General features: G+C 36.7%; 30 protein-coding genes. 28 read left to right on the top strand and 2 right to left on the bottom strand.

Annotated elements, in window-relative coordinates; translation table 11 throughout:
• Positions 1–233 precede the first annotated feature (233 nt).
• Positions 234–815 (bottom strand): Crp/Fnr family transcriptional regulator, encoded by a 582-nt coding sequence (locus HDE70_RS10110; RefSeq protein WP_062548551.1) that lies wholly within the window; start codon positions 813–815, stop codon positions 234–236.
• A 410-nt stretch (positions 816–1,225) separates the two neighbouring features.
• Between HDE70_RS10110 and HDE70_RS10105 the strand changes: the two genes are divergently transcribed.
• From HDE70_RS10105 to HDE70_RS09975, 27 genes are all read left to right on the top strand, one after another.
• Positions 1,226–2,479, top strand: a complete 1,254-nt coding sequence (locus tag HDE70_RS10105; protein WP_183889793.1) for a hypothetical protein — start codon at positions 1,226–1,228, stop codon at positions 2,477–2,479.
• 267 nt (positions 2,480–2,746) lie between these two features.
• Positions 2,747–3,604 (top strand): RteC domain-containing protein, encoded by an 858-nt coding sequence (locus HDE70_RS10100; protein ID WP_183889791.1) that lies wholly within the window; start codon positions 2,747–2,749, stop codon positions 3,602–3,604.
• Positions 3,605–3,736: 132 nt separating this feature from the next.
• The gene (locus tag HDE70_RS10095) at positions 3,737–4,255 is read left to right on the top strand and encodes a hypothetical protein (protein ID WP_183889789.1); all 519 of its coding nucleotides are present in this window, start codon (positions 3,737–3,739) and stop codon (positions 4,253–4,255) included.
• 55 nt (positions 4,256–4,310) lie between these two features.
• Positions 4,311–4,643, top strand: coding sequence for a DUF4134 domain-containing protein (locus HDE70_RS10090; protein ID WP_062548555.1), 333 nt, complete (start codon positions 4,311–4,313; stop codon positions 4,641–4,643).
• A gap of 2 nt (positions 4,644–4,645) precedes the next feature.
• On the top strand, positions 4,646–4,966 hold the full coding sequence (locus tag HDE70_RS10085; RefSeq protein ID WP_183889787.1) for a DUF4133 domain-containing protein: 321 nt from the start codon (positions 4,646–4,648) through the stop codon (positions 4,964–4,966).
• A 1-nt stretch (position 4,967) separates the two neighbouring features.
• The gene (locus HDE70_RS10080) at positions 4,968–7,436 is read left to right on the top strand and encodes a TraG family conjugative transposon ATPase (RefSeq protein ID WP_183889785.1); all 2,469 of its coding nucleotides are present in this window, start codon (positions 4,968–4,970) and stop codon (positions 7,434–7,436) included.
• A gap of 84 nt (positions 7,437–7,520) precedes the next feature.
• Positions 7,521–8,222, top strand: a complete 702-nt coding sequence (locus HDE70_RS10075) for a hypothetical protein (RefSeq protein WP_062548558.1) — start codon at positions 7,521–7,523, stop codon at positions 8,220–8,222.
• Positions 8,206–8,859 (top strand): hypothetical protein, encoded by a 654-nt coding sequence (locus HDE70_RS10070; protein ID WP_183889783.1) that lies wholly within the window; start codon positions 8,206–8,208, stop codon positions 8,857–8,859. Before HDE70_RS10075 ends, HDE70_RS10070 begins: the two co-directional genes overlap by 17 nt.
• On the top strand, positions 8,846–9,481 hold the full coding sequence (locus HDE70_RS10065; RefSeq protein WP_183889781.1) for a TerB family tellurite resistance protein: 636 nt from the start codon (positions 8,846–8,848) through the stop codon (positions 9,479–9,481). Before HDE70_RS10070 ends, HDE70_RS10065 begins: the two co-directional genes overlap by 14 nt.
• A gap of 10 nt (positions 9,482–9,491) precedes the next feature.
• Positions 9,492–10,682 carry a conjugative transposon protein TraJ gene (gene traJ / locus HDE70_RS10060; RefSeq protein WP_183889779.1) on the top strand — a complete coding sequence of 397 codons (1,191 nt, stop codon included), beginning with the start codon at positions 9,492–9,494 and terminating at the stop codon, positions 10,680–10,682.
• A 13-nt stretch (positions 10,683–10,695) separates the two neighbouring features.
• Positions 10,696–11,313: a conjugative transposon protein TraK gene (traK, locus tag HDE70_RS10055; RefSeq protein ID WP_183889776.1), complete on the top strand. Its 618-nt coding sequence runs from the start codon at positions 10,696–10,698 to the stop codon at positions 11,311–11,313.
• 245 nt (positions 11,314–11,558) lie between these two features.
• Entirely contained in the window at positions 11,559–12,614 is a 1,056-nt protein-coding gene (gene traM, locus HDE70_RS10050) for a conjugative transposon protein TraM (RefSeq protein WP_183889774.1), read from the top strand.
• Positions 12,615–13,670 (top strand): hypothetical protein, encoded by a 1,056-nt coding sequence (locus tag HDE70_RS10045; RefSeq protein WP_183889772.1) that lies wholly within the window; start codon positions 12,615–12,617, stop codon positions 13,668–13,670. It abuts the gene before it with no gap.
• Between the two features lie 22 nt (positions 13,671–13,692).
• A complete protein-coding gene (locus HDE70_RS10040; protein ID WP_183889771.1) occupies positions 13,693–14,682 on the top strand; it encodes a hypothetical protein in 990 nt (329 codons plus the stop codon).
• Between the two features lie 62 nt (positions 14,683–14,744).
• The gene (locus HDE70_RS10035; protein ID WP_183889769.1) at positions 14,745–14,921 is read left to right on the top strand and encodes a histone H1; all 177 of its coding nucleotides are present in this window, start codon (positions 14,745–14,747) and stop codon (positions 14,919–14,921) included.
• A 554-nt stretch (positions 14,922–15,475) separates the two neighbouring features.
• Positions 15,476–16,048: a hypothetical protein gene (locus HDE70_RS10030; RefSeq protein WP_183889767.1), complete on the top strand. Its 573-nt coding sequence runs from the start codon at positions 15,476–15,478 to the stop codon at positions 16,046–16,048.
• Positions 16,049–16,107: 59 nt separating this feature from the next.
• The gene (locus HDE70_RS10025; RefSeq protein WP_183889765.1) at positions 16,108–16,281 is read left to right on the top strand and encodes a hypothetical protein; all 174 of its coding nucleotides are present in this window, start codon (positions 16,108–16,110) and stop codon (positions 16,279–16,281) included.
• Positions 16,282–16,285: 4 nt separating this feature from the next.
• Positions 16,286–16,759 carry a J domain-containing protein gene (locus HDE70_RS10020; RefSeq protein ID WP_183889763.1) on the top strand — a complete coding sequence of 158 codons (474 nt, stop codon included), beginning with the start codon at positions 16,286–16,288 and terminating at the stop codon, positions 16,757–16,759.
• 40 nt (positions 16,760–16,799) lie between these two features.
• Complete coding sequence (locus tag HDE70_RS10015; RefSeq protein WP_183889760.1) at positions 16,800–17,279, top strand: hypothetical protein; 480 nt, start codon at positions 16,800–16,802, stop codon at positions 17,277–17,279.
• Between the two features lie 45 nt (positions 17,280–17,324).
• Positions 17,325–17,699: a hypothetical protein gene (locus HDE70_RS10010; protein WP_183889758.1), complete on the top strand. Its 375-nt coding sequence runs from the start codon at positions 17,325–17,327 to the stop codon at positions 17,697–17,699.
• Positions 17,700–17,716: 17 nt separating this feature from the next.
• Entirely contained in the window at positions 17,717–17,911 is a 195-nt protein-coding gene (locus HDE70_RS10005; RefSeq protein ID WP_183889756.1) for a hypothetical protein, read from the top strand.
• Positions 17,912–18,161: 250 nt separating this feature from the next.
• Complete coding sequence (dinB, locus tag HDE70_RS10000) at positions 18,162–19,322, top strand: DNA polymerase IV (RefSeq protein ID WP_183889754.1); 1,161 nt, start codon at positions 18,162–18,164, stop codon at positions 19,320–19,322.
• A gap of 4 nt (positions 19,323–19,326) precedes the next feature.
• Positions 19,327–22,269: a DNA polymerase III subunit alpha gene (locus HDE70_RS09995; protein WP_183889744.1), complete on the top strand. Its 2,943-nt coding sequence runs from the start codon at positions 19,327–19,329 to the stop codon at positions 22,267–22,269.
• A gap of 117 nt (positions 22,270–22,386) precedes the next feature.
• A complete protein-coding gene (locus HDE70_RS09990; RefSeq protein ID WP_183889742.1) occupies positions 22,387–22,581 on the top strand; it encodes a hypothetical protein in 195 nt (64 codons plus the stop codon).
• Between the two features lie 67 nt (positions 22,582–22,648).
• Positions 22,649–23,323 carry an SOS response-associated peptidase gene (locus HDE70_RS09985; RefSeq protein ID WP_183889740.1) on the top strand — a complete coding sequence of 225 codons (675 nt, stop codon included), beginning with the start codon at positions 22,649–22,651 and terminating at the stop codon, positions 23,321–23,323.
• 104 nt (positions 23,324–23,427) lie between these two features.
• Positions 23,428–23,712 carry a hypothetical protein gene (locus HDE70_RS09980; protein WP_183889738.1) on the top strand — a complete coding sequence of 95 codons (285 nt, stop codon included), beginning with the start codon at positions 23,428–23,430 and terminating at the stop codon, positions 23,710–23,712.
• A 91-nt stretch (positions 23,713–23,803) separates the two neighbouring features.
• Positions 23,804–23,986, top strand: coding sequence for a DUF3606 domain-containing protein (locus HDE70_RS09975; RefSeq protein ID WP_183889736.1), 183 nt, complete (start codon positions 23,804–23,806; stop codon positions 23,984–23,986).
• A 107-nt stretch (positions 23,987–24,093) separates the two neighbouring features.
• Here HDE70_RS09975 and ligD read toward each other — a convergent pair whose 3' ends face one another.
• On the bottom strand, positions 24,094–25,062 hold the full coding sequence (gene ligD / locus HDE70_RS09970) for a non-homologous end-joining DNA ligase (protein WP_183889734.1): 969 nt from the start codon (positions 25,060–25,062) through the stop codon (positions 24,094–24,096).
• A gap of 157 nt (positions 25,063–25,219) precedes the next feature.
• Between ligD and HDE70_RS09965 the strand changes: the two genes are divergently transcribed.
• A complete protein-coding gene (locus HDE70_RS09965) occupies positions 25,220–25,546 on the top strand; it encodes a hypothetical protein (RefSeq protein WP_183889732.1) in 327 nt (108 codons plus the stop codon).
• The last annotated feature ends 384 nt before the right edge of the window (positions 25,547–25,930 follow it).

Here is a 25,930-nt window from a genome sequence, read left to right as displayed (position 1 = left end):
TATCAAATAGGTGATTTTGTGTTTAGCAGGTGCGTATCCTACTTTTTCTAAGAATACTCTTTGTCACGGCTTTCCTTTCTTTTTTAAATGAAAATTTGAACGAACTGTAAATTAAAGTTCGGTTGTAAATGAAAAAAAACACCAGACATTTGGGGTAAAAAAATTGGGCATTTGTGTTAGAAAAAGGGGATAAATGTCCGATTAAGAATATTATTCGCAGATTTTAATAACCCTCATTTCTTACGTAGCCTGCTCAAAGTTTTTACGTTTATTTTAAGATATTGGGCTATATGTTGAATTTCTAACCTTTTATATATGTCGGGATACAATTTCTCCAGTTTTTTTACCCTTTCATATGCTGGATATCTAAAGTCTGCCAAATATTGCAACCGAAGCTTATCATAATGGCTCCTAATATTCTCAGTTAGTAATTCAACATCAGGAAATTCATTTTTCAGCATCGTAAAATCTGCAAAAGGTATCCCCACGAAGTGAGTATCTTCTAAAAGCATGATATAACTTTGCGATGGTTCCCTGCTGAATAAGCCAGGAGTGGTGTATGGAAAATCTCTTTCAAACCAAAAATTTGTGGTAGTCTCTTCAAGTGTAAGTGGATCAACAAACAGTTCAATAGCAGACCCATGATATATAAACAATCCAGATTCCTGGATCTGCTTGTAACTTAATACTCTTGTACCCTTTTTATAGGTGACTTCATATAATTTCTCCTGGACTTTTATTTTAAATCCAGAGGAGATTTGAGGGTAGTACCTTTCAAATTCCTCGAATAACATTTTATATGCTGGATTAGTCATCTGCTCTTATGCCGTTTACCGAAAGTAAAAAGTCAATTGTTAATCATACTGGTTTATAAATTCATGGTAGTCACTTTTTTCTTGAAAAAACTTGCATCCTGTTAAATGCTTAATAAAGTTCATTTTGTTCAATTTGTTCAAGAAATTTCCTTAACAACGGCAATAAACAAATTTTTAATCATCAATTTGCATGACACTTTACTTCGCAAAATCTGTAACATTGCCCTGAAATGAGGCTCAAATGGGCTTTAAACGTTGATTTTAGGTGACAAAAATAAATTACTTATTTTATCACTTTATTGTGATATTTACTATAGTTGTTGCACGCTGCTGAAAATCAGATACTTGATGGCCTTTTGTGAGACTATCAGCAATATGCAATTGGTTAGGAACGAGAAAGGAAAACACAAGTGATTGCTGGATTTATTCAAGTAGATGCCTTTATGGAGGCTGTCTCTGTGCTGAAAGAAAATTGTTGCCTGAATGATTCTTCAGGGCGCAATGGGAAAACTGTGTTATTTAGCATTTGGTCTGAACTCACCTGTGATTTGGAAACAAGAATAAATGAACAGGATGATAAACTAGCCATGTTCATTAAAATGGCACAAAATACATTAACTGAATTTTCAAATAATTTATACCACCTTCATCAGCAATTTGAGCCTTGTAATGATAATTGTCGGTCAGACATTCAAGCTTGTCTCAAAGAAATAGGATTGCAGTCGGTGAAGAAATTAGAGGAATTATTTGATAACTATCCTGATCACTTTGACGTAAATGGCAATATTCCGTTTTGGCTAGTCTATAATAATAAGCAGGCTATACCGCTACATAAAACAATAATCCATAAAATGCAGGTTAAACATATTGAACCTGACCTCATATTAATCTTGGATAGTTATCTGATCGGTCTTCATCACCCCGAAAATAATGCGATCAAATCCTGGAGGCAGTTCCTTTACATGCAAAATTTGGTTGATGTACTAGTTGTTTATCTTGATCAAGCAGAGGTTGGAGAGACAATGAAATTGATCAAGCTCCTAATTGGCCAGAACTTTAATCCATTGCCTTTTTATGAATTTTTCCTTGAATACGCTGTTACAATAGTAAGTCCAGATATGCCATATGAGGATCAAGAGATGGAATGGCTGGTATTATTGAAAATCATTGATAATATTAGACCAGAAATTAAAGATGGTTACAATACGGAGGTACCGACAATTTTGGAGTCAATTTCCAGTTATGTTCACCGGGAACTGGATATAATTTCAAAAATGAAAGCGGTTATTGCTCCATTTCCCACTGATGGTAAAGGGAAACGAGGCTCCAACTATTATTTTTCTGTTAGTACTACTATTGAAGAGCTATTTTTTCTTTTACGGGTAATGCTCGAAGTCCGCTTTATTAAAACCAGGTATAAAGCTAACCTTTATAGTTTCGTTGCCAATCACATTAAAACAGATCGGTCTAACAATCCCTCTGCACAATATATGAGGAATGTTTTTAGTATGAATAAAGTTGTTCCAATAAGGATTGTGAAAAAAATACGGTTTTGGCTTGTTGCGATGATCACCTATATTGATACTCATTACACAGATTGTTTGAAATTATGGTTTCTTGGAATATTAACCATGCCTTACCTATTGGAATTTTTCGATCTATAACTTATAATGTTTCGAGTCCGGTTATTTGGTTACATACCCTCTTAAGTTTAAGTGTGATTTTTTCTTTTACAGAGAAGGTCACACTTTTTTTTTGGGTACGTAAATAAAAATGAAAGACTAAAAGTGTAATGTAAAAATGCAGTTATCAATAGTTTTACAACGGATTATGTTCCAATGTGACACTTTTAGGGTGTCATCTGTGTCACTTTCCAACTAGGTTAATTCTTTCCACTTTGTTTTTCTTTTTTAAATGTAAACTTATTAATTATGATCAAAGAAATTGCAGAAGACCTCTACAAAATGCAACGCATTGCACTGGATGAAATTGATAATTCGTCAGATCATTCGATCACAAGTCAACGAAAATTGCGTGTGCAAACAGCATCTACCTTTCTATCCCTATTAAAAGAAAAGGTGCTTGATTATTCATTTACTTCCCAGGAAGAAGAAATTAACTTTTTTAAAGTGATTAAGCCCAAATTCAGCAGCCTATTAATTTTCTATAGCAACGTTGAACGTTTAGAATTTGATAAACCAGAGGGTGGTTTGCTTCATTTAAAGGGTTATTATGAAAGTGAACTCAAAACCATTAAACGCTTTTTTGAAGGTAACAGGCAAATTTACGCCTATTACCGCTCTGAAGATGATTATCTAGACAGCCAATTATTTCTTCGTGGAGTTTCTGATACGCCACGTTGGTTATGTAAAGTTAGGGTAGATCAGGATGAAAGGTTCTCTACCGCTGGTGACTATATTTATGCCCGGATTATAGCAACTGAACAGATTGCCCGGTACCTGGAAGCAGCAATTGCAGGTGTTGATTTTCATCCTTTTTCAGGTGATGATATTGAAACAAAATGGACTGGAGAAAGTATTAATCTATTAGAAATGGCGTATGGAATTTATCAAACTGCCCAGGTTAATAATGGGAAAATAGGTCTTGCTGAGTTAGTGCGCAAGTTTGAAAAGGTTTTTAATGTAAATATAGGAAGGCCATATCGTAGGTTTTCGGAAATAAAACAGCGAAAACGGCTCAGTAGAACAAAGTATCTGGATGAAATGGTCAAATCAATTAATAAAAAGATAGACGACGAGGATGCCTTTCGTCCGAATTTGAAAGGTTAAGTCCTGCTAGATTCATCCATATAACAGATTTATTTATGGTGACTACCTAAGTGGTTGTCAAGGAAGAATCTGCTACATCACAAAATTTGCTTTAGATCCAGGTAATGGTACTTCGGATTTAAAGCGAAAATTATGTTACAACAATTTACATGGCAACAATTTCTTGTTGCAACCCTGGTACTGACAATCGTCTGGTATATCGGTGTAATCCTGATCTATTACCCAAAACAATTAAAAGCTCTTCTGAATAGGAAGTCTACAGCCGATGAAGAAGATCATCCACTTGATCACAAATGGGACAAAAACGTAGATGTACTCAGTGACGATGATGAACCTGAGCTTATGGGCAAATCTAAACTACCTGAAGGAATGTCCAAAGTGAGTATTGATGAGGTTTCTTTCGTCAGTGATGATGAGAAAGAGGAAAGGCTCGGTGTGGTTAGTGATGTTTTGGAAGAGATCAAAATCATATTCGGCATCCTTGCTAAGGAAGATGGTAATAAACACGATTTTTTAAACCTCATTTCTGCTATTCGGGAAAATTACCCAGGAATAGCTTCCAATCCCAATCTGCACCGCATTAACGAATTTATCATTGATCACGCGTCCTTTCATATCACTACAAAGGAGCTTGAAGATATCTGGTATTAATGCCTTCCGGATTTATTCCTTTAATCAATTCCAACATTAGCAAATGTAAAATCATATGGTCAATTCAAAAAAACAATATTTCGCAAAAACTCTGTTATTGGGCTTTACTCTCTGTATTTATAACTTACTGTATGCTTTTACCGTATCAGCCCAGAGCGGGAAAGCAGGTATACAAAAGGCCGCTGAAGAAGTAAAAGGATATTTTGATACTGGAGGTACATTAATGTACGCAATCGGAGCAGTGATGGGCATCATTGGTGCTGTCAAGGTTTTTAACAAATGGAATGCTGGAGAACCGGATACCAGCAAGGTGGCAGCCGCATGGTTTGGTTCATGTATTTTTCTTGTCATTGTCATCACGGTATTGAAATCCTTTTTCGGAGTCTGATCATGGCAAGCGTATATCAAATTAACAAAGGCGTTTCCAAGCCGATCATGTTCAAAGGACTAAAGGCACAGTACATTGCATATTTAGCCATTGGTCTGGTGTTATTACTGCTTGGCTTTGCTATCGGTTATATTCTAAAGGTCGGGTTGTTTATCCTTTTGCCAGTAGTTGGCATATTAGGATCAGCACTTTTTTTCGCTGTCTTCCGTCTCAGCCACCGTTTCGGAGAACATGGCTTAATGAAGTTTCTTGCTAAAAGAAATTTACCTACCCACATCCAATTCCGATCCCGCAGACTTTTTACCCAACTTAAACAGCATTAATATGGTAGAAGCATCAAACATATTTCCGATCTGGAAAGTGGAAAATAACTGTATTCTTTCCATGCACGGCGACATCACTATCGTGTATAAAGCATCTTTGCCAGAGATTTTTACCCTTTCTGAACGGGATTACGAAACCTATCATCAGGCATTAACCAGGGCTATTAAACTCCTTCCGCAGCATAGCATTTTTCATAAACAAGATTGGTTTATAGCATCAAATTATAAGGCGGATTTTCAGAAGGACGATCAAAGTTTTCTAACCAAATCCAGCGAGAAATTCTTTAATGAAAGACCATTTCTGGAACATGAGTGCTTTATCTATTTAACGAAGAAACCAGCAGGAAGAAAACTTTCCAGCTCTGTTTACAATAATATCTTGCGTAAGACCATAGTGCCTGTTCAAACCATTGATCCAGTTCTTATAGGGGATTTTTTGGATGCCGCAGGCCAGTTCGAAAGTGTTTTAAAAGATAGCGGGTTTGTGTCCCTACAAAGGCTTAATGACGATGAGCTTGCGGGTACAGCTAATAAAGCGGGCATAATCGAACGTTACTGTTTTTTATTGGCCAAGGAACAAATGCCAGTAATTCGTGATGTGCATATCAAAGATGGCATTCGTGTGGGTGACAAAAAAGTAGAAGTCTATTCTCTTTCAGACACCGAAGACCTGCCTGCCTTATGTGGAAGTCGTATAAATTATGATAAGTATTCTACTGATCGTACCAAATTTAGTATCGGTTTTGCCAGTCCATTGGGGGCGCTATTAAACTGTAATCACATCCTTAATCAATATGTGTTTATCGAAGATGCGCAGAAAACTATTAAACGATTGGAGTCAAAAAAACTAAGACTTCAATCCTTATCAGCCTATTCGCGGGAAAATTCGATCAACCGTGACGCTACCAATGACTTTTTAAATGAAGCTATTGCTTCGGGCAGATTGCCTGTAAAAGCTCATTTTAATGTGATGGCTTGGTCTGACAATCAGGCAAAGGCAAAGGACTTAAAAAATCTTGTCTCTTCAGCAATGGCTCAAATGGATGCAGTTGCAAAACAGGAAACCGACGGACAACCACAAATATGGTTTGCAGGATTACCGGGAAATGAAGCAGATTTTCCCATGAACGACACATTCGACACGTTTTTAGAACAATCTACCTGCTTCTTTAATCTGGAAACCAACTACAGATCATCAGTTAGTCAATATGGTATTCGGTTTGGTGATCGCCTTACCGGAAATCCTATAAATGTTGATATCAGTAATGAGCCGTTCGATCTTGGTTGGATTAATAACCGATCAAAATTTTGCTTGGGTGCAAGCGGTTCGGGAAAGAGTTTTCTACTCAATCATATGCTTAGAAGCTATTATGAACAAGGTTCTCACGTGGTAGTGATGGACATTGGACACAGCTATAGGGGGCTATGTGAATTAGTAGGAGGATATTATTTTACGTATACAGAGGAAGATCCGATAAAATTTAACCCTTTCTATTTGGCAGACGGGGACGTGATGGATACCGAGAAACGGGAGAGCATTAAAACCCTTCTCTTGGCACTTTGGAAAAAAGATGATGAACCTTATCGCCGTTCCGAATATGTCGCCATATCCAATGCCTTAACTCTTTATCTAGCTCATTTAGAAAAGAACCAAGATATATTCCCCTGCTTCAATAGCTTCTATGAGTACTTAATGTTCGAGTATATGCAGGTGTTGGAGAACGGAAAAGTTAAAGAGAAAGATTTTGACATTGGTAATTTCCTGTATGTTCTTAATCCCTACTATAAAGGTGGTGAATTTGATTACCTGCTCAATGCAACCGAGAACCTGGATATGCTTCACGAAAGATTTATAGTCTTTGAACTGGACAATTTGAAGGAGCATCCCATTTTATTTGGCGTGACCGTTATGGTCATTATGGAGCTTGTGATCTCCAAGATGCGTAAGCTTAAAGGTATTCGCAAAATAATGCTCATTGAGGAATGTTGGAAAGCGATCATAAAACCCGGAACTGCTGAATATATCCGCTATTTATTCAAAACCATGCGGAAGTTCTATGGGGAGCCAATTGTGGTGACTCAGGAGATTGAAGATATCATCAGCTCCCCAATTGTGAAAAACGCAATCATTAATAATAGTGATTGTAAAATCTTATTGGATCAAAGTAAATACGAGAACAAATTTGAGATTATCCAAGAGTTACTTGGCTTAACCGACAAGGAAAAGGCACAGGTATTATCCCTCAATAAAGCAAATGATCCTGCCCGCAAGTATAAGGAGGTTTTTATCTCGTTGGGGAACGGCCATTCAAAAGTCTACCGCACTGAAGTTTCTATTGAAGAATATCTAGCCTACAGTACCGAAGAAAGAGAAAAACTATTGGTACATGAATATGCTGGAAAGTATGGGGGCATTCTTAAAGGAATAGGGATTCTAGCACAGGAGATTAGGGATGGAAAACGTATTTGATTTCTAAAATCAGATCTATCAGATCTTAATGAACAGGTGTTGGCTTGTCTGTCAGCATACATATAAAAAACAAAATTGATAACCATGAAAATTATAAAACTTATGAAGAAGTATATGGTCATCCTACCTATCAGTACAATGACATTATTTGTTGCTTTGCCGCAAAATGCAGATGCTCAAATAGCGGTTGTTGAAGTGATTAAGGCTGGAGTAAAAAAAGTAATTAAAGCAGTTGATCTTAAAATTCAGCGCTTGCAGAATCAAACTATTTGGCTTCAAAATGCCCAAAAGGTGTTAGAAAATCAACTTTCCAAATTAAAACTAACTGAGATCGCTGACTGGACGACAAAACAGAAAAACCTTTACAGTGAGTATTACGATGAGCTTTGGAAGATTAAATCTTCTATCGCTTATTACAAAAGAATCAAAGACCTCACTCAAAAACAGGTTGCGATTGTGGACGAGTATAAGTGGGCGTGGAACCTATTCCGACAGGATAAACATTTTAATGCTGAGGAATTAAATCACATGGAAAAGGTGTATTCCGGCATACTGGATGAAAGTATCAAAAACCTAGATCAAATATTGATGGTAATCAGCTCATTCAAAACACAAATGTCTGATGCTGAAAGACTCGAAGTCATTAATAGAGCTGCCGATCAGATGGACGATAATTACAATGACCTCAAACAGTTTAATACTGGAAATATAACCTTAAGTATTCAGCGGGCTACCTCGTTGGACGAAACCGCTCAATTAAAAGAAATATATGGAATTGAAAAATAATCTCTGGAAAATCTCAGTTTCAGTTGCCCTGATCATGCTGATTACTGTACAATTAAGCCAAGGCCAGACCTTTGGTGAGTTTTTTAACCAGAAAAAGACACAAAAGAGATATCTACTGGAACAGATAGCCGCATTACAAGTTTATATAGGCTACGCTAAAAAAGGATATGATATTGCGAGTTCGGGACTCCAGACGGTCAGGGACATTACCAGCGGTGAGTTTAATCTGCATTCGGGTTTCATTAACTCTCTTAAATTGGTAAGCCCTGCGGTTCGTAAAAATTATAAAGTCATTGAAATTATTGACTATCAAATCCGTATCAGCAAAGCCTTTGCGTCGGTAAAATATAATGATCTGCTCTCTCTGCCTAATCAATCTTATGTTGGGGATGTTCAATCTCAGGTTATTTTGGATTGTGGAAATGATCTGGAGGAATTGCTTTTAATTATTACTTCCGGTAAGATAAAAATGAGGGATGAAGAAAGATTAAAGCGGCTGGATAAATTATATGATTCTATGATCGACAAATATGCCTTTACAATGGATTTTATTGGACAGGTAAACACCCTTTTAAGACAATCAGAGCAACAACAATTATGGATCAATCAGCTTAGGAGGAATTATGAAATTAATTAAATCCAATCTCAAAATATTGCTTTTGCTGATCTTTTGCCTGATCGGATCACAAAGCCGTGCACAATCTACCGAAGTACAACAGCTCCTTTTGAACGTAGAGAAATTAAGCCAGCTAAAAAATATCCTCAGTGATATGAAAAAGGGATATTCTATTGTTTCAGGTGGTTATAATGCCATTAGAAATATTTCTCAGGGCAACTTCTCTTTACACGAGGTTTTTCTTGACGGACTGATGCTGGTAAGCCCCGAAGTGAAAAAATACCGTAGAGTAGTCGATATTATAACCTATCAAAAGCGTATCCTTTCAGAATATAAGAATGCTTTCAGGCAGTTCAAAAGCACCAATAATTTCAACCCCTTAGAAATTGAGTATTTAGGTAGGGTTTACAAGCAACTATTTGATCAGAGTATGGAAAACCTTGATCAACTGACAATGATCATTACCTCTTCAAAATTAAGAATGAGTGATGATGAACGTCTGCGAGCAATCGATAAAATATTTTTAGATACAGAAGATAAGCTCATTTTCTTGCGAAATTTCAATAACCAGGCACTTTCACTTTCGCTTCAGCGCGAATCTCAAAGAAAAGACATTGCCGGGACTCTGGATTTATACCCTTAAACCTAACATTATGAAAAACACAATAGTATTTACCGTTGTGATCGTATCACTTTTATTGCCTTTTAGCTCAATGGCTCAGGGAGTAGGTGAATATGTAGGCGGTTTACAAAAAGTCTTAGATGGGGTTTATTATGAAATGATCCCACTATGTTCTGATCTTACCTCTATGGCTAGAGGAATAGCTGGATTTGGTGCCATCTTTTATATTGGTAATCGTGTGTGGCGCAACATTGCGAACGCCGAGGCAATAGACTTTTATCCTTTAATGCGTCCTTTCGCTCTTGGTCTTGCTATTCTTCTTTATCCGTCTGTTCTCGGTGTAATGAATGGGATACTTAATCCTACAATCTCAGCCACAGCTTCTATGGTAGAAAAGAGCGATGTTACTATAAAAGCTCTCTTAAAGCGAAAAGAACTCGAATTGAAAAAAACCGATAAATGGAAGTTCCTAGTAGGCGAGGATGGATTTGGAGATCGGAAAGAATGGTACAAGTATACCCATCCCGATGACAAGAAGGGCGACAAAGAGGGATGGTTAGCTTCTATTGGGAATAATATGCGGTTTTGGCTTGATAAGCAAGATTACAAAATGCGACAAGGATTTAAGACTTTTTTAAGTGAGGTTTTACAAGTGGTTTATTATGCTGCCTCGCTTTGCCTCAACACTATCCGAACTTTTATGCTCATTGTTCTTGCCATTCTTGGCCCGTTTGTATTGGGGTTTTCAGTTTTTGACGGCCTCAACCATACGTTATCTGTTTGGATCGCCAGATACATTAATATTTTCTTATGGCTTCCTATAGCTAACATCTTTGGGGCAATCTTAGGTAAAATACAGCAAAATATGATCAAGCTGGATATTGCTGAGGTACAAAAATCTGGAGATACTTCATTTAGTAGTGCGGATACAGCATACCTGGTCTTTTTGATCATTGGGATTGCCGGATATCTATGTGTTCCAACTGTAGCCAACTTTATTATACATGCAGGAGGTGGAAATTCAATTTTAACAAAAGTTAATTCCATGGCTGGTACCTCTATAAATATGGGGCAGAGTGTCGGTGCAAGAAGTTTAGCGGGAGCCAGTGCAGGAGCAGGAATGATCGTTGACCGTTTTGACGATGCAAGGAGAAATCTTGCTAATGGAATGGCCGAAGCATCAGGGCAGGATTACTTTAAAGACAAACTTTCAGGCAAATAACTAAATCCAAATTATGTTCAGCCAATTCAGGAATATCGACACTGCTTTCAAACACATCAAAAGATTCAGCATCTTTTTAATAATTGCAAATGCAATTACTATCTGCTTTACCATCTATAACAATAACCGAATTATTGATAAAGCATATCAAAAGATATTTGTATTGTATAATGGTAAAGTACTCGAAGCAGTAGCTTCAGATAGAAAGAGCAATCTACCAGTAGAGCTGCGGGATCACGTCAAGACATTTCATCATTATTTTTTTGATCTAAGTCCCGACGATAAAGCAATTCGGGCATCGATCAATAAATCCCTTTACCTAGCCGATGAATCAGCTAAAAAGCAGTATGACAATTTGCGGGAATCTGGTTATTATAATAATCTCATTTCTGCTAACATTAGCCAGGAAATTACACCGGATAGCATCAAATTGGATGTAAACGTATATCCCTATCAATTTACTTGTTATGCTACCCAAAAGTTAAGGAGGTCTAGCGGCACGACGCTTCGTAAGCTAGTAACCCAAGGTTTTATTGACGATATCAAAAATCAGACAGATGATAATCCACACGGATTTCTAATCCGAAATTGGGAGATTCTGGAAAACAGGGACTTACCCCCTAAATTTTAAATTATGAAATTTTTTAAAAGAACTAAACGGCCTGTACAACAGAAGCTACTCAGTGAACAAATTTCTATCAAGGTAATTGGTAAACAGCGACAATGGGCTGATTTTTTAAACAGCAAAACCAGTATGTTAAATAGTAAGACCCTGTTATTTGCTTTAATCATATTCATAGCAACCTTCGGTTCATACTGCCTTTACCTTATTGTTAGTGCTTTTCATTAATAAATTCTTAACCATAAATAGACTATATGGAAACTAAAAAACGAATGACCACAGGAAAAATATTACTATTTCTCCCGGTTTTGATTATCCCTTTACTTGCTTTTACATTTTCCTACTTAGGCGGTGGTAAAAGTGCTACCGGCCTTAACCAGCAAAATGTTAAAGCTGGAATGAATACCAATTTACCTGATGCAAATATTAACAAGGACGAACCCAAGGACAAATTAGGCTTCTACGACTTGGCTGATAACGATTCTTCTGGTCATAATAAATCTGGTAGTATTCAGGATGTTGCAGGACGCTTGGGATTTACTGCTGAATCAACCCAGCCGCAGACTAAAGAAATTAATGCAAAACTCGAAGCATTGAACAAAGAAATTAATAAGCCTGTAGAAACTGGTTACAAATCGAGTTCATTTCAGCAAGGTGTACAGGGATCATCGATTAAAAATGATGTTGATCGGTTGGAAAACCTAATGAAGACCATGCAGAACAATAAAACCGAAGATCCTGAAATGACCCAGCTTAATGGACTGATGCAAAATATACTTGATATTCAGCATCCAGAGCGTGTTCAGCAGAAATACAAAAATCAGCCTGTTATTACTGACAGTATTTTTAAAGCTATTCCAGCGACAATTGCTGACAATAAAAAAGCTGTACAAGGAGCTACCGTTAAAGTCATCCTGCAAGATACGATGCGTATAAACGGTATGTTGATCCCAAAAGGTCATGCACTTTTTGGGGCTTGCCAAATTGTTAACCAGCGATTACTACTTGATATCAAGCTGATCAGGTTAGGTACTTCTATCATTCCAGTAAACCTTTCTGTATATAGCTTAGACGGGATGATTGGTATTGATGCCCCCGAAGCGATGTTTGGCGATGCACTTAATAGTGGTACTGATAATGCTATTCGTGGGATGGGCTTTGGTTTTGATCAAACACTCGTTACCCAAGTCGCTGGTGCTGGAATAGAAGCGGCAAAAGGTTTGGTGAGTAAGAAATTGCGAAATGTCAAGGTAAAGCTCCAGGCAGGCAAAGCTATCCTTTTACGTAATAACGATTTAAAAGTACGTTAAATGGCCAGCCAGATCAACCGGGCTGAGCAGCTCTGGAAAAATTGGGAAGAACACCAAAAAGCATTTGCTGAACTCACTGGAATAACTGACAATAAAGACACCCTAAGATTTAAGTATGATTTTCTCACAAAAGGTGCATATCGAATAAGCGTTAATCCTTCCGATAAAGAAAAGTTGTTTTTGAAGGTCATTAAAACCGTGACCCATAATCTTCAAAAAAAGCTATACCCAAATTTAATCGTTAGACTCTTTATTCGTGCCAAGTCTTTATTAATTGATAAGCCAGGCCACTTAAGAATGTTCGAAAAAAATAGTGCTGAAAATCTGGAGTCATTACAAGCGGAATTGAAAAAGGCCGAACTCAGTTCATTCACGGGTAAATTGGATAACAAACTAGATTTTGAAAGCCCTAAAATTGATGTCGAATCCTTAAACAAATTAAATGACAATAGTAAGTTAAAGGTTAACATCCATTTAGAAAAAGACAGATTTGGTAGTTATCACTACAATGGCTTTACAGCAACTTTGATACCTGAAAATGGGGAATCCATCACCTGCAAGCTACCTATTGAAAATAACATCAGTGTCATTGAAGCAGTTAATTTATTGCAGGGCAGACCTGTTTATAAGGACTATGAAAACTCGGATGGTACTATAAGTCAGCGTTGGGTTCAAGTTGATACTAAAGAGAAAACAATTAACGGTGAAAGTCAATTGATTAGCTATTCTCCTTTATATGATTTTGATCTGAAAAAAGAAATCATCGCGCATGCGGATAAACTCAATTGTTTTGGGTTAACCAAGGAAAGCATCCGCAAGGGTTTAGAACAGGGGAGTACAATAGCATTTGAAATTCCAGATAAAGGTAAATTTTATCTGAATGCTGATCCTGCTCATAAAACTTTGAATTTCTTCGACCAGGATAAAAAACCAATCAGCTTTACTTCAATAGTCGAGAAAATTAAAGAGCCAGAAAAACAAGCTCAAAACAAATTTAAGCTACTCATCAAATTACAGGACATCTCACCAAGGCAAAGCCTTGCGATGATCCGTTAAATCAATTTTAACATAAAAAGATATGAATTTAAACAATTTGGAAAACCTCAAAGAGGAGTTAAGAAAGTTAGGTTTCAGTGAAATGCTAGTTTCTGACATGGAAGAAAAAATGAAAACTGGTGTACCGGAATTTAAGTTGAAGGAAGGTATCCATATTACCGAAAAAGGGTATGTGACCTTTGACCTTCCCTTTAAACAATCTAGCCAGTCCGATTATTATTTTTTGAATAAATATGATATTTCCTTTCACAAAGGTCAACCGCTGGAGGAGGGTAAGAGTTTCTTTGTGACATTGCCGGAAAAGGATGGAAAGCAACAATTCAAAAAGGTAGGCGATCGGGCAGATGCTATAGCCCTTTTTAAAGAACAAGAAGTGAATAGTAAATTATCCGTGGGCGAAACTTTTCAAAAAAGCGGGTTACTTGCCAGTATGGAAAAAGGTAAAATTAATTTTATTGATAGGACATTCGCTACCGCTTTTCGTACCCCGCCGATTACCGAGACTATCCGTTTAGACAGGGGCAAAGGTTTCACAAAAGAACAATCTGCTAATTTAATTCAGGGAAGAACGATTTATCGGGATGATATGCTTGATGCCAGTCGGGGTGAAACGTATAAAGCATGGATCAAATTTGATATGGAATCCGGGAAAAAAAATGGGCACTATCAATTTTCTGCATGGCGAGATCCTAATTATGGTTTTGATCTTGGTAAAAAACTCGATGAGTTTAATATTAAAGAACTTGAAAAACCAGAAAACCGGAAAGAGCTGGAAGATTCTTTGAAACAAGGAAACCGGGTTTTGGTGACCGTAGAAAAAGAAGGTAAAGCCATCAAAGTCTTTATTGAGCCTGTACCAAGGTTTTATAATCTAAACTTCTTCTCAGAATCAGGTATGTATGAAAAACGGGAACAGTTCCTGAAAGAGTCCGTAAATCTTAAAGCAGATTTAACAGCTAAAAACCTATCTAAGAATAAGGAACAGGATAAAGCGATGAGCATCGGCCGTTAAAGTTGGAGCCGATCTGATTAAACGAAATTGTTATAATTATTGATCCATTTAAATTTACAAGCATGGAAAATTTCAAAGTATTAAAAGAATTGGTATTATCCTTAGAAAAGGATGCTAACGCTTTCTTTACAAAAGGCAATAAGACCGCAGGTACCAGGTTACGTATTGCTTTACAAAAGAGTAAATCTTTGGCACAGAACATTAGAAATGAAGTTTCTGCCAAAAAGAACTCCAAATAAGCAACACTTACCATTTATGGCCTGACTGGAAACAGTCAGGCTTTTTTATTTACCGCTCATTCTCCTTCCCCTTTTTTCATTTCACAAATTTCAATCATGCTTATTCCTCTTCACAGTTTGCAACGAAATTGATCTTGCAACATAGCGTGTTTCCATTGCCCTGTTTTCTTTTCCCGGTTAATTAAGCTCGTGTTAAGCGCCTTAAGTCAGGGAAAAATTTCCCCCAACCTTTTGAGATACAAAGGTCTGAACAATACCCCATTTCTAAAAGACTGAACCCTTCGGGTTTGCAAAAAAAAATCTTCCTCTCCTTCGGAGAGCGTATTTTTTTCTGACAAAGTCTTGTAGAAATGGGGTATTGATTAAGGCGCGGGTGATAACAAAAGGCCAGGAGGCTACCGCCGACTGATTTTTCTAACCCGTAGTACCATGAATACAAAAAAAGGCAGAAGCCCCCCACAGAAAACACCGAGCTGATATAGCTCCCGCAAATTTTACCGCCTTAACCGGGCAAACCAATCATTTTTTTATCAATCATTTTTAAAAATATTATCATGAAAACTACAGTAAAAAACACCGCAACAACAGGAAAAGTAAACAATGATGCCGTTACCGAAAAAACAGCCATTCGCCCTTCCTTGTCATCGAAAGAAAGTGCAATTGTACCTAACAAAGATTTTGACAATGTAGAGACCCCTCAAAATCCACTGATGGTTATAGTTGAAGAACAGCCAAAAAAACAAGATGACCAGGTAGCGTATAATACCGAAGTTCCTAAAGAAACATCTAAAGTAGAGATCAAAGAGGATATGCAGGAAAATAAACCCGCACGTAATTTAGATTCTACTGTAGAATTGGTTTTAAATCTAAACCGTCGGATTGGTCAACGGGGCAAACTGATAGAAACCATTGATAACCTGAAAGCCTTTGAAATTATACAACAGGATGATGCCGAGGAAACAGGAACTAATCATTTTCAAGGTTGCGAACTAACAATTAGAGACGATGAAGGCCGGAAATTTACAACAAAAAACTCCTTTATAATTCGTGCTGTAGCAACAACTGTTTACGATTTGTGCACTGAAAAATTGGGTGAAATTGAAAGCGAAATCTTTATTCCCGCTTAGTTATTTACCGCCCTTGCAGGGTGCAGGGGCGTTACTTCATTCATTTAAATTTCCTGATTATGAAAAAGTACACTTTGTTTTTAGTTGTTCGCGTTGAAGTCGAAACCACGGCAGATAACTTATTTAAAGCTATTACAGAACTGGAAAGCCAAACGAGCTATAAAATTGGAAGTACTGAAAATGTAAGGGTTTTGGAAACTCAGATTCTTGAAACGGTAATCCCTAATTCTTAAAGTTATGAAATGGTTTAACGAATGTAAGACACTGGACGAGGTCAAAGCAACTTATAAAAAGTTAGCTAAACAGCACCATCCGGATTTAGGAGGCGATACAGTAACCATGCAGGAGATCAACAAAGAATATGCTTTTGCGTGTGCGAAGGTAATTAAGGGCGCTAATTTTTCGGATGAAAAAACGGAACAGGAAATCAAATTTTCTGAGGAATACCGTGTGGCCCTTGAAAAGATCATTCATTTGGAGGATGTCAATATTGAATTGGTGGGCTTTTGGATTTGGGTTACTGGAAATACGTATCCTGTGAAAGCTATCCTAAAAGATGCGGGTTTTTTCTTTGCTTCCAAAAAATTAGCGTGGTATTTCCGTACTGGAGAATATCAGGTTTCTAGCCGTGGCGATAAATCTCTTGATGAAATCCGCTCAAAATATGGCTCTGAGGTCTTAAAAGCTGATAAACGTCGAAAAATAGCCTAATGTTTAACCGGGGGAGCAATCCCCCATAAAATCTATTATTATGAGATTTATATCCGAAAGCCCTGAATCTAGATATAGCATTATAAGCTATAACGGGCTAAATATATTCTTAGATACGAACGATTTTTCTAGTGAATCGATTCAAAAAGCTCAGAGCTTTTGCGCTCTTCATAATTATGCTACGAAAAGGGCAAACGCTGTTTATTTTTTGCGAGGCACAACAAAACAGGTTGATTATGATAAAATTCTAGTTGGAATCTTAGAAGCTGAAACCTTACCAATTCAATTAAATGAGATTGTTCATTGCCTAACATTTTGGAATCAAGAAGGGGAGGGCTGTTTTCAGATAAATGGTAAGGATGGTCAAACTTACTCTGAATTTATACTAAAATGTATACTGTCAGATTGCCAGGTATTTGTTGAGCCTTATTCCGAGCTATTTATAACAGGTAGAGGTGGGGATCATGTTTGGGTGAGTCATAAAGATTTTGACCAGCGAATTTTGATCATTCACTTTTAATCCATTAATACGCAACCGGGGAGCATCCCCATAAACCCTATTATTATGAAAGCACTAAATGAATATACCAATACAGATAAAGCAAAATTGTTGCATGGATTTTTTCCGCAAGAAATCCCGAAACTACTAAACGCCATCGAAGCGTTTTGTGCTGATTTCAGAGAGAACAAAGAAGCCCATAGAGAAGCTTGGAAGAACGGTTTTTTAGCGTTCGATTTTTGGTTTAGCCTTTCTGAAGAAACTGCAAATTTGATCAAACAGTATCGTGTTGACATGCTCAAAAGCAGTAGCGTATTCGCTAATCAGCTTTGCTATAGCTACACTTGCCTTTTTTTGAATGACCGTATTATAAAGTATGCGGACAAGATTAGCCATAACGAAAAGTTCAAAATTGCCGTAGAATTATTGTATAAGCTTTAACCTTAAAAATTAAGATTATGACACTCATCATAAACGATATGTATGATAATTTAATCCAAGTAACTGATTTGGATCAAGCCATAGAACAAGTAAAAGGATACAGGATGTTTTTGGAAAATGATGTAACTGACCCTCAAAAAGAGGTAGATCTGGACTGTATAGCCTATTGGGATGATATTTATAAAAAATTAACTCAAATAGCTACTTTGTAAAATTTAACATCAAGAATTGCCCCTTATATCTATCATTTAGATATAAGGGGCTTTTGCGCATTCGCCTTAAGAGCTGATTAAGAGGTCATAATTGGATCATCGATAGGAGCTAACAAATACTTATGATATTTCTTCAAAAAATAATATTCCTACCACTGGTAATAAAATCCTTTTAGTTGCTAAAAATTTGAGAAAATATTTGATAATGCTAAAAATATTAGCATAACTTTGTTGTTCTAAATCTTATATAATGGACAACAATAAACACAATATCATCCATATGGATCAGGATGCTTTTTTTGTTTCTGTAGAAGTCCGCAAAGACCCAACGTTAGCAGGAAAGCCCGTTATAATTGGTGGGACTTCTGATAGAGGAGTTGTCGCCTCATGTAGTTATGAAGCAAGAAAATATGGGGTACATTCGGCTATGCCATCAAAAATGGCCAAACAACTGTGTCCACACGCCATTTTTGTAAAAGGCAACATGGATGCGTATTCTAAGGCTTCTCTTGAAATCACAGATATAATACGTGAAATGGTGCCGCTGTTTGAAAAGGCTAGTATAGATGAACATTATATAGATATGACAGGAATGGATCGGTTTTATGGGTGCATGCAATATGCCCATGAAATACGGGAGAAGATCATCAAGGAGCTTCATTTGCCGATTTCTTTTGGTCTTTCTGTCAATAAAACTGTAGCTAAAATGGCTACAAATGAGTGTAAGCCAGCAGGTGAAAAAAATGTTGTTCAAGCTGATGTGCAACCCTTTCTTAACCCGTTGTCTATTCGCAAAATTCCGGGATTAGGTGAAAAGACATTTATCAAGTTGAGTGACATGGGCATAAAGAAAATATACACCCTTTCTCAAGTGCATCCCGAACAAATGCAAAAGTTACTTGGTAAGAATGGTTTATCTCTGCTTGAAAAGTCAAAAGGAATTGACCATTCCCCAGTTATTCCCTATGTAGAACAAAAGTCTATTGGGACACAGTGTACTTTCAAAGCTGATACCATTGATGTGAACTTACTCAATAACCTGCTTACTTCTATGGTTATTGACATTGCCTATCAATTGCGTGAAAAAAAGAAACTAACCGCTTGCATAACAGTAACTATAAGGTATTCCAATTTTGAGGATGTGACCAAACAGGCTACTATCCCATATACTTCGCTAGATAGCGTTTTAATAGAAAAAGCTAAAGACCTGTTTCGGCAGGTTTATCAAAAAAGAATGTTATTACGTCTGATTGGTGTACGCTTTTCAAACCTGGTTACGGGGTTTGAGCAAATTGATTTATATAGTGAGTCAAATGAGCAATATGATTTAGTACAGGCGTTGGATAAAATCAAACGCAGATTTGGTCAAAAAGCAGTAACCAGGGCTTCAATAATGGACTTAGATATTTAAAATTATGTATCTGAATGTGCATTCTCAATATAGCTTAAGATTTGGTACGATGTCAATTAACAAATTGATAGATGAGGCGTTAGCTCGTGGGATTAACCAAATGGTTCTTACAGATATTAATAACTCCACGGGAATAATGCAATTTATTCGTAAGTGTCGTGAAAAGGGAGTCAAACCTATTGGCGGTATAGAGTTTCGTAAGGAAAACAGACTACTTTATATTGGAATAGCTAAAAGTAAGGAAGGAATGCGCCAAATCAATGAATTTCTTTCCCATCATAATCTTGAACAACAGGAATTACCCGATGAAGCACCTGTTCTTTCTGAAGCATATTTTGTTTATCCTTTTGGATATAAAGTTGAATTAAAAAAGAATCATTTTTGGGGCATTCGGTATGATCAGTTGCATACGCTTTATGGCCAGGATCTAAATGAACTTAGACCAAAATTATTGGCTTTACAACCCGTTGTGTTTGCCGAGCGCATAGAATACAGGTTACATGGTTATCTCAGGGGGATTGACCTTAATTCATTATTAACAATGGTTGCTCCCGAAGACAAGTGCCGGGAGACCGATCATTTTTTAAAACCGGGCGAATTGGAAGAGAAGTTTTCTAAATATAGTTTTATTCTTGACAACACCAGGAACCTGATGAATCAGTGTGAAATGGACTATCCATTGGGTAAGATGAAATTAAACCGCAAGACTTTTACTGGTAATAAAAAAGATGATCAGGAGCTGCTGACTAAGTTGGCATTAGAGGGAATGGTGTACCGTTATGGAAACAACAATAAAAAGGCACTGAAGAAAGTAAAGGATGAGCTCAAAGTAATCTTTGATTTAGATTTTTGCGCTTATTTTCTGATTACTTGGGATATTATCCGGTATTCAATGGCGCAAGGCTATTACCATGTTGGCAGGGGATCAGGCGCTAATAGTACAGTAGCTTATTGTTTAAGGATTACAGATGTTGACCCGATTGAGCTTAGTTTGTATTTTGAACGGTTCCTAAATGCGCAACGTACGAGCCCCCCTGATTTTGATATTGATTATTCGTGGGATCAGCGGGAAGACGTACAGGACTACATATTTAAGAGATATGGCAGAGAAAATACGGCCTTATTAGGTACAATGTCTACTTTTAAGGATAGATCAATTATTCGTGAAATTGGAAAAGTAATGGGACTGCCTAAATCTGAAATTGATGGCTTCACTGATCCCACTAAATCTACGGAGAATAGAGATAATCCCACCTTTAAAAAGATCATGGCTATTTATAGCCTTATGGCTGATATGCCCAACCAAAGAAGTATTCATGCGGGCGGTGTTCTGGTATCGGAAGAACCTATTACTTATTATACTGCCCTCGATTTACCACCCAAAGGAATGGCTACAGTACAGTGGGATATGTATGAAGCTGAACTAATTGGTTATGATAAATATGACATTTTAAGCCAGCGTGGTATTGGTCACATCAAAGAGGCTGTTAAATTGGTGGAAGAAAATCAAAAAGTAAGGCTGGATATACATCAGGTTAAAGGGTTTATGAAGGATCAAAGGTTAAATGATCAACTTAAATCCGGCGATACCATTGGGTGTTTTTATATTGAGTCCCCGGCAATGCGTCAATTGCTTACAAAACTAAAGTGCGATAATTATTTGACCTTGGTTGCCGCCAGTTCTATCATTCGCCCTGGTGTAGCGCAATCAGGTATGATGAAAACTTATATTCAAAATTATCATAGCCCCGATACTGTAAAGTACCTTCATCCGGTCATGGAAGAACAACTTAAAGAAACCTATGGGGTAATGGTTTATCAGGAAGACGTTATTAAAGTGTGCATTCACTATGGAGGAATGGACGGTACAGATGCAGATGTTTTAAGGCGCGGAATGAGTGGTAAATATCGATCACGGGCGGAATTTGATAAATTGGTGCAAAAATTCCATGAAGGTGCTGCATCATTGGGCAGGCCGGTAGAGGTTACAAATGAAGTGTGGCGGCAGGTTTCTTCATTTGCAGGTTATAGTTTCTCAAAAGCACATTCGGCAAGTTTTGCTGTAGAGAGTTATCAGAGCCTTTATTTGAAGACGTATTACCCCATAGAATTTATGGTTGGCGTATTGAATAATTATGGCGGTTTTTATACAAGATGGTTGTATATCCATGAGCTTCGTAAAGCTGGTGCCCATGTTAATTTGCCCTGTGTGAATAAAAGTTCAGCTGTAGTTTCAATTTCTGGAACTGATGCCTATTTAGGTTTAATAGGGGTACAGGGCTTAGAAAACAAATTTATTGAGCTTATACCCATAGAACGTATACAGAATGGTGATTTTCTAGATTTAGAAGATTTTGTAAAAAGAACGGCTATTGGACTGGAGCAAGCGATAATTTTAATTCGGGTGGGTGCTCTTAGATTCACAGGCAAGAGCAAAAAGGCATTATTGTGGGATATACATATGTTGCTTGGTGGCAAAGTAAAACCCCGCAATGATTCAGAACTCTTTATTTTAGAGCCCAAAAATTACACTTTGCCAGAATTGGTGAATACAAATTTTGAGGATGCTTACCATGAATTGGAACTTTTAGGTTTCCCAATCACCTTATCTATGTTTGATCTCCTAAAAACACAATACAGAGGGGATTTGCGAACAAAAGAATTGATAAAGTATCTTGGTCAAACAGTTAAAATGGTAGGTTTATATGTCTGTGAAAAAACTGTACATACAAAGAATAATAAAAAGATGTGGTTTGGAACATTCTTAGACGCTGATGGGAACTTTTTTGATACCACGCATTTTCCAAATTCGACTCCAACATATCCATTTAGGGGGACGGGCTGTTATTTAATTCTTGGTAAAGTAGTTCAGGAATTTGGATTTCCTAGCGTTGAGGTCATCAAGTTTGCTAAACTTCCTATCATTGGAAACCCGGTAATGGACTAGTTTTTTTACATGGTGGTACTCAAACCATTGATTTTTAGGGTTTGAGTACTGTTTTTTTGTAAAAAGGCTTAATTCTTGTTATATTAAGATAGTTGAAAATTGATAATTCAAACGGCCATGAAAGAGAAAGAAGATTCATTTACCATAGAGGTAGACTTATTGGAAGGAGCAGAAAGCTTGAAATTACTTGTCATTCCAACATTAAGTGAAGAAGATACATACCCCACGACTAGTTATTTAACAGTTTTAGATGGTGTAACCTTTGCAATAGTCGAGCACGTAGAGGATACAAAATGGCGAATGGTTGAATGAGCCCTTGATCAGCAGGCTATCGATAAAATTGGACGGGCAATAGACGAACATACTTTATAATAAAATTATGTGTGGAAGAACAGTATTTGCTGGAAGTGAGGAAATTGTAAAAGAACTAGGGGTTGTTTATAAGGGTGATCCCGTTCCAGACAATTTAAATGCCCCGCCAGGTGCTTTAGTGCCGATAATTTCAAGTCAAAGCCCTAATGAACTACAATATTTTTTATGGAGCTTATTAGCGAAATATAACACTACAGGTAAGCCGGATTATAAGTACCACACATTCAACGCTAGATTTGATAAATTATATTCGTCCAACATGTGGAGTAAACTAATTGAAACACAGACATGTGCTTTTATTACAACTGGTTTTTACGAATGGCAAAAATTAGAGAAGGATAACCCTAAAACGAAAAAGCAAATTCACTTCATCAAAGAGAAAGGCCAAAATTTAACCTTTATGGCAGGGTTGTATGATGTTTGGAAAAACCGCTTAACAGGGGAGCTTGTCCCAAATTGCGCTATGATTACCCATGATGCTAATGAATATATGTTAGATATACATGATAGGATGCCAGCTTTTATTGAGAGAGAAAAGGTTAATCATTGGTTGGACATTTCAATATCGCCAACAGAAAGGTTAAAGCTCATAGATCCAGTTAATAACGATTTTTTAGAATCATTTAAAATGGAAAAAGTTGGTAATGTTGAAGAGTTTCAGAAGATTGGTCTTTTCTGTTAATGATTATCAGAGATAGGAGTTTGTTGAGTGTCAATCGTTTGATTATTAGTTAAGTATCGTGTGTATGTATGGTTAAAAGGCATAAAATTTGTTGTGGATAAAATATGACTATAGATGTAAATTTACTTGATGACGAAGCAAAAAACGACATTGCTTGTGACTGGTACTTTTTGAACCTTCAGCTCAATAGTTATTGGGGATCATATGCGGGGGACTTAAGTAATGAAGTGATTGAGTCAGGCTTAAAATTAAAAGCCATTCTGGAGGCGGGACATTACTCCAAAAGGGAACCAATGAACGTGTATGTCGATAGTGATACATTTTTTGATGTGTGGCTGGATGAAGATCATCAAATACAAACCAAGGATTTATATACTGAGGATATGTGATTTTTTCGGGAAGTCTCTTTCATGAAAAGTCACAAAATAAAAACCTAGTCAAATTTCCTTTGTTTAATAGATTTACCTTAAACTTAGACACATGGCAACAAAAGGATCAAAAGTTGAACGGACATCCGTTAATTCTTCACAACCGTATGAATTGAAATACTTAGCAGATAAGCTAGGAGTAAGTATTCAGGCAATCACAGGAGCTAAAAGAGCAACAGGGTCAAATGATAGAAGTGATATAGAAAATTATATTAAAGGGAAAAAAGCAAAATAGTAAAATGAATCTCTTGATAATAATCGTATTACTACAGCGTTTAATATTCGAGAGCGTTAATTTAGATAGGCGGTGAAGAGTCGGAGGACTGTTCACCGCTTTCTTTTTTATTTACCATTTGTATCTTTAGGTATCTCTCTGACAACATCTTTTGGTTTCTTGTCGTATCTAAAACCTAAAAAGGTTGCTGGTTTCCGTATTCGTCCTGATTTTGTCCAGGTGGCAAATTCGAAATTTGCTACAAGCTGCGGTTTAACCCAATGGGTAAGGGCACCTTTTGTATCCAGTACCTCATTTACAAAAGGAGATTTGTCTGTTTCTATAGCCTTTAATTTTTCCAAAATGCCAGGCATATCTTTTAATTTGTAACCGCCACCTGACCTGCCGATCCATGTGAATTTTCCATTTTCGTAAGCTCCAAACAATAAAGATTTGAAGGATCTTGTTTTATCTGAATCAGCCCAGCCACCTATAACAAACTCTTGTCTTTTGCGGGTTGGTACTTTTAACCATGCTGATCCTCTGCTACCGGAAAGGTAAGGGCTATTTTTGTCTTTTGCTATAATCCCCTCTAAATCTAAGTCAAGGGTCTTTTGATACAATTCTTTACCGTCATCATAGCTTTCACTAAATTTCAGTACGGCGTTTTTAGCTACAAGTGATTTTAATAATTCTTTTCTCTTTACTAGTGGCATATCGGTTAAATCGTGCCCATCTAGCCATAATAAGTCAAAGACACAATACTGAATAGGGGATTCATGTCCGTTATATAATTGTATGGCATCAAAGTCAGGTTTGCCTTCACTTGTAAATACAACAACTTCGCCATCGATAATAATGTCATGTTCTAAAGATCTTAGAGCTTCTTCAATGGGTGGATATCTTTTTGTATAATCTAACCCATTTCTAGAATTCATTCTTACTTCACCATTCTTAACTTTTGAAACAATCCTGTATCCGTCCCACTTTAATTCAAAGAGGTAATTCGTATCTGTAGGAGGCTCTTGAACAAGTGTACATAACATTGGAGAGATATGTTCAGGCATTACAATTTTATTGTCTTTTCTTTTTTGCATGATCGTATCAATGAAATTACATGTAGAAATAATACTAACAATCACATATATAGGTTGTTTGGAGAAATAAAGATGTATCCGGATTTCTTAATAGCATTATCTGAATAGAAAATCATAGATTTATTAGCTTAATGATAACTTACATAATATAGATACTATGATTTACGATTTTTTGAATATTAATTTGCCTTATGGTATCCAAAAAGTTGGTAAAGATGAATGGGTTATATTCAATCGTAAATATTTACCATTGGGTTCTAATAATATGGCTCATAATACTGAAGAATGGGTAGGCTTATCTTATAATGGTTTAACTGACGAATTTCTCAATAAGATTGCAGTAACTATCCTCAAAGATGAAAATGGCATTGCAGTCAAGGCATTTTTTTATAATGAGGACTCGCATCCTCAACAATCAAACCAGCACTACAATGATTACTTTGATAAATTAAAATTGTTAGGGAAACTCAAATTAAAGAGTTGAGAGACGCTATTCTTCAATACCTTGTTTCTATCTATCTCAAAACGGAGTGAATAGATTTCAGCCATATAAGAGACTTATTTAGTAGTGATAATCACATTTGTTAACGGGGGAATACCTTATTAAGATTTCTGATAGGCATTTCAAATTTAAAACATGTTTCTTTTACAAATAATCCGATATCCATCCCATTTTAACTCAAAGAGCTAATTAGAATCCGTTGGAGGCTCTTGCACAAGCGTACAAAGCATTGGAGAGATATGTTCCGGCATTTCAACCTTGTTGTTTTTTCTTTTTTTGCATAATCGTTACAATGAAATTACATGTTGAAATAATACTAGCAATCACATATATAGGTTGTTTTAAGCTATGAAAAAGTAATGACTT

This window comes from Pedobacter cryoconitis (assembly GCF_014200595.1).
In the GTDB taxonomy this organism is placed as follows: domain Bacteria; phylum Bacteroidota; class Bacteroidia; order Sphingobacteriales; family Sphingobacteriaceae; genus Pedobacter; species Pedobacter cryoconitis_C.
The sequence above is the reverse complement of the archived record's forward strand: the minus strand, read 5'-3'. Positions and strand labels throughout refer to the sequence as shown.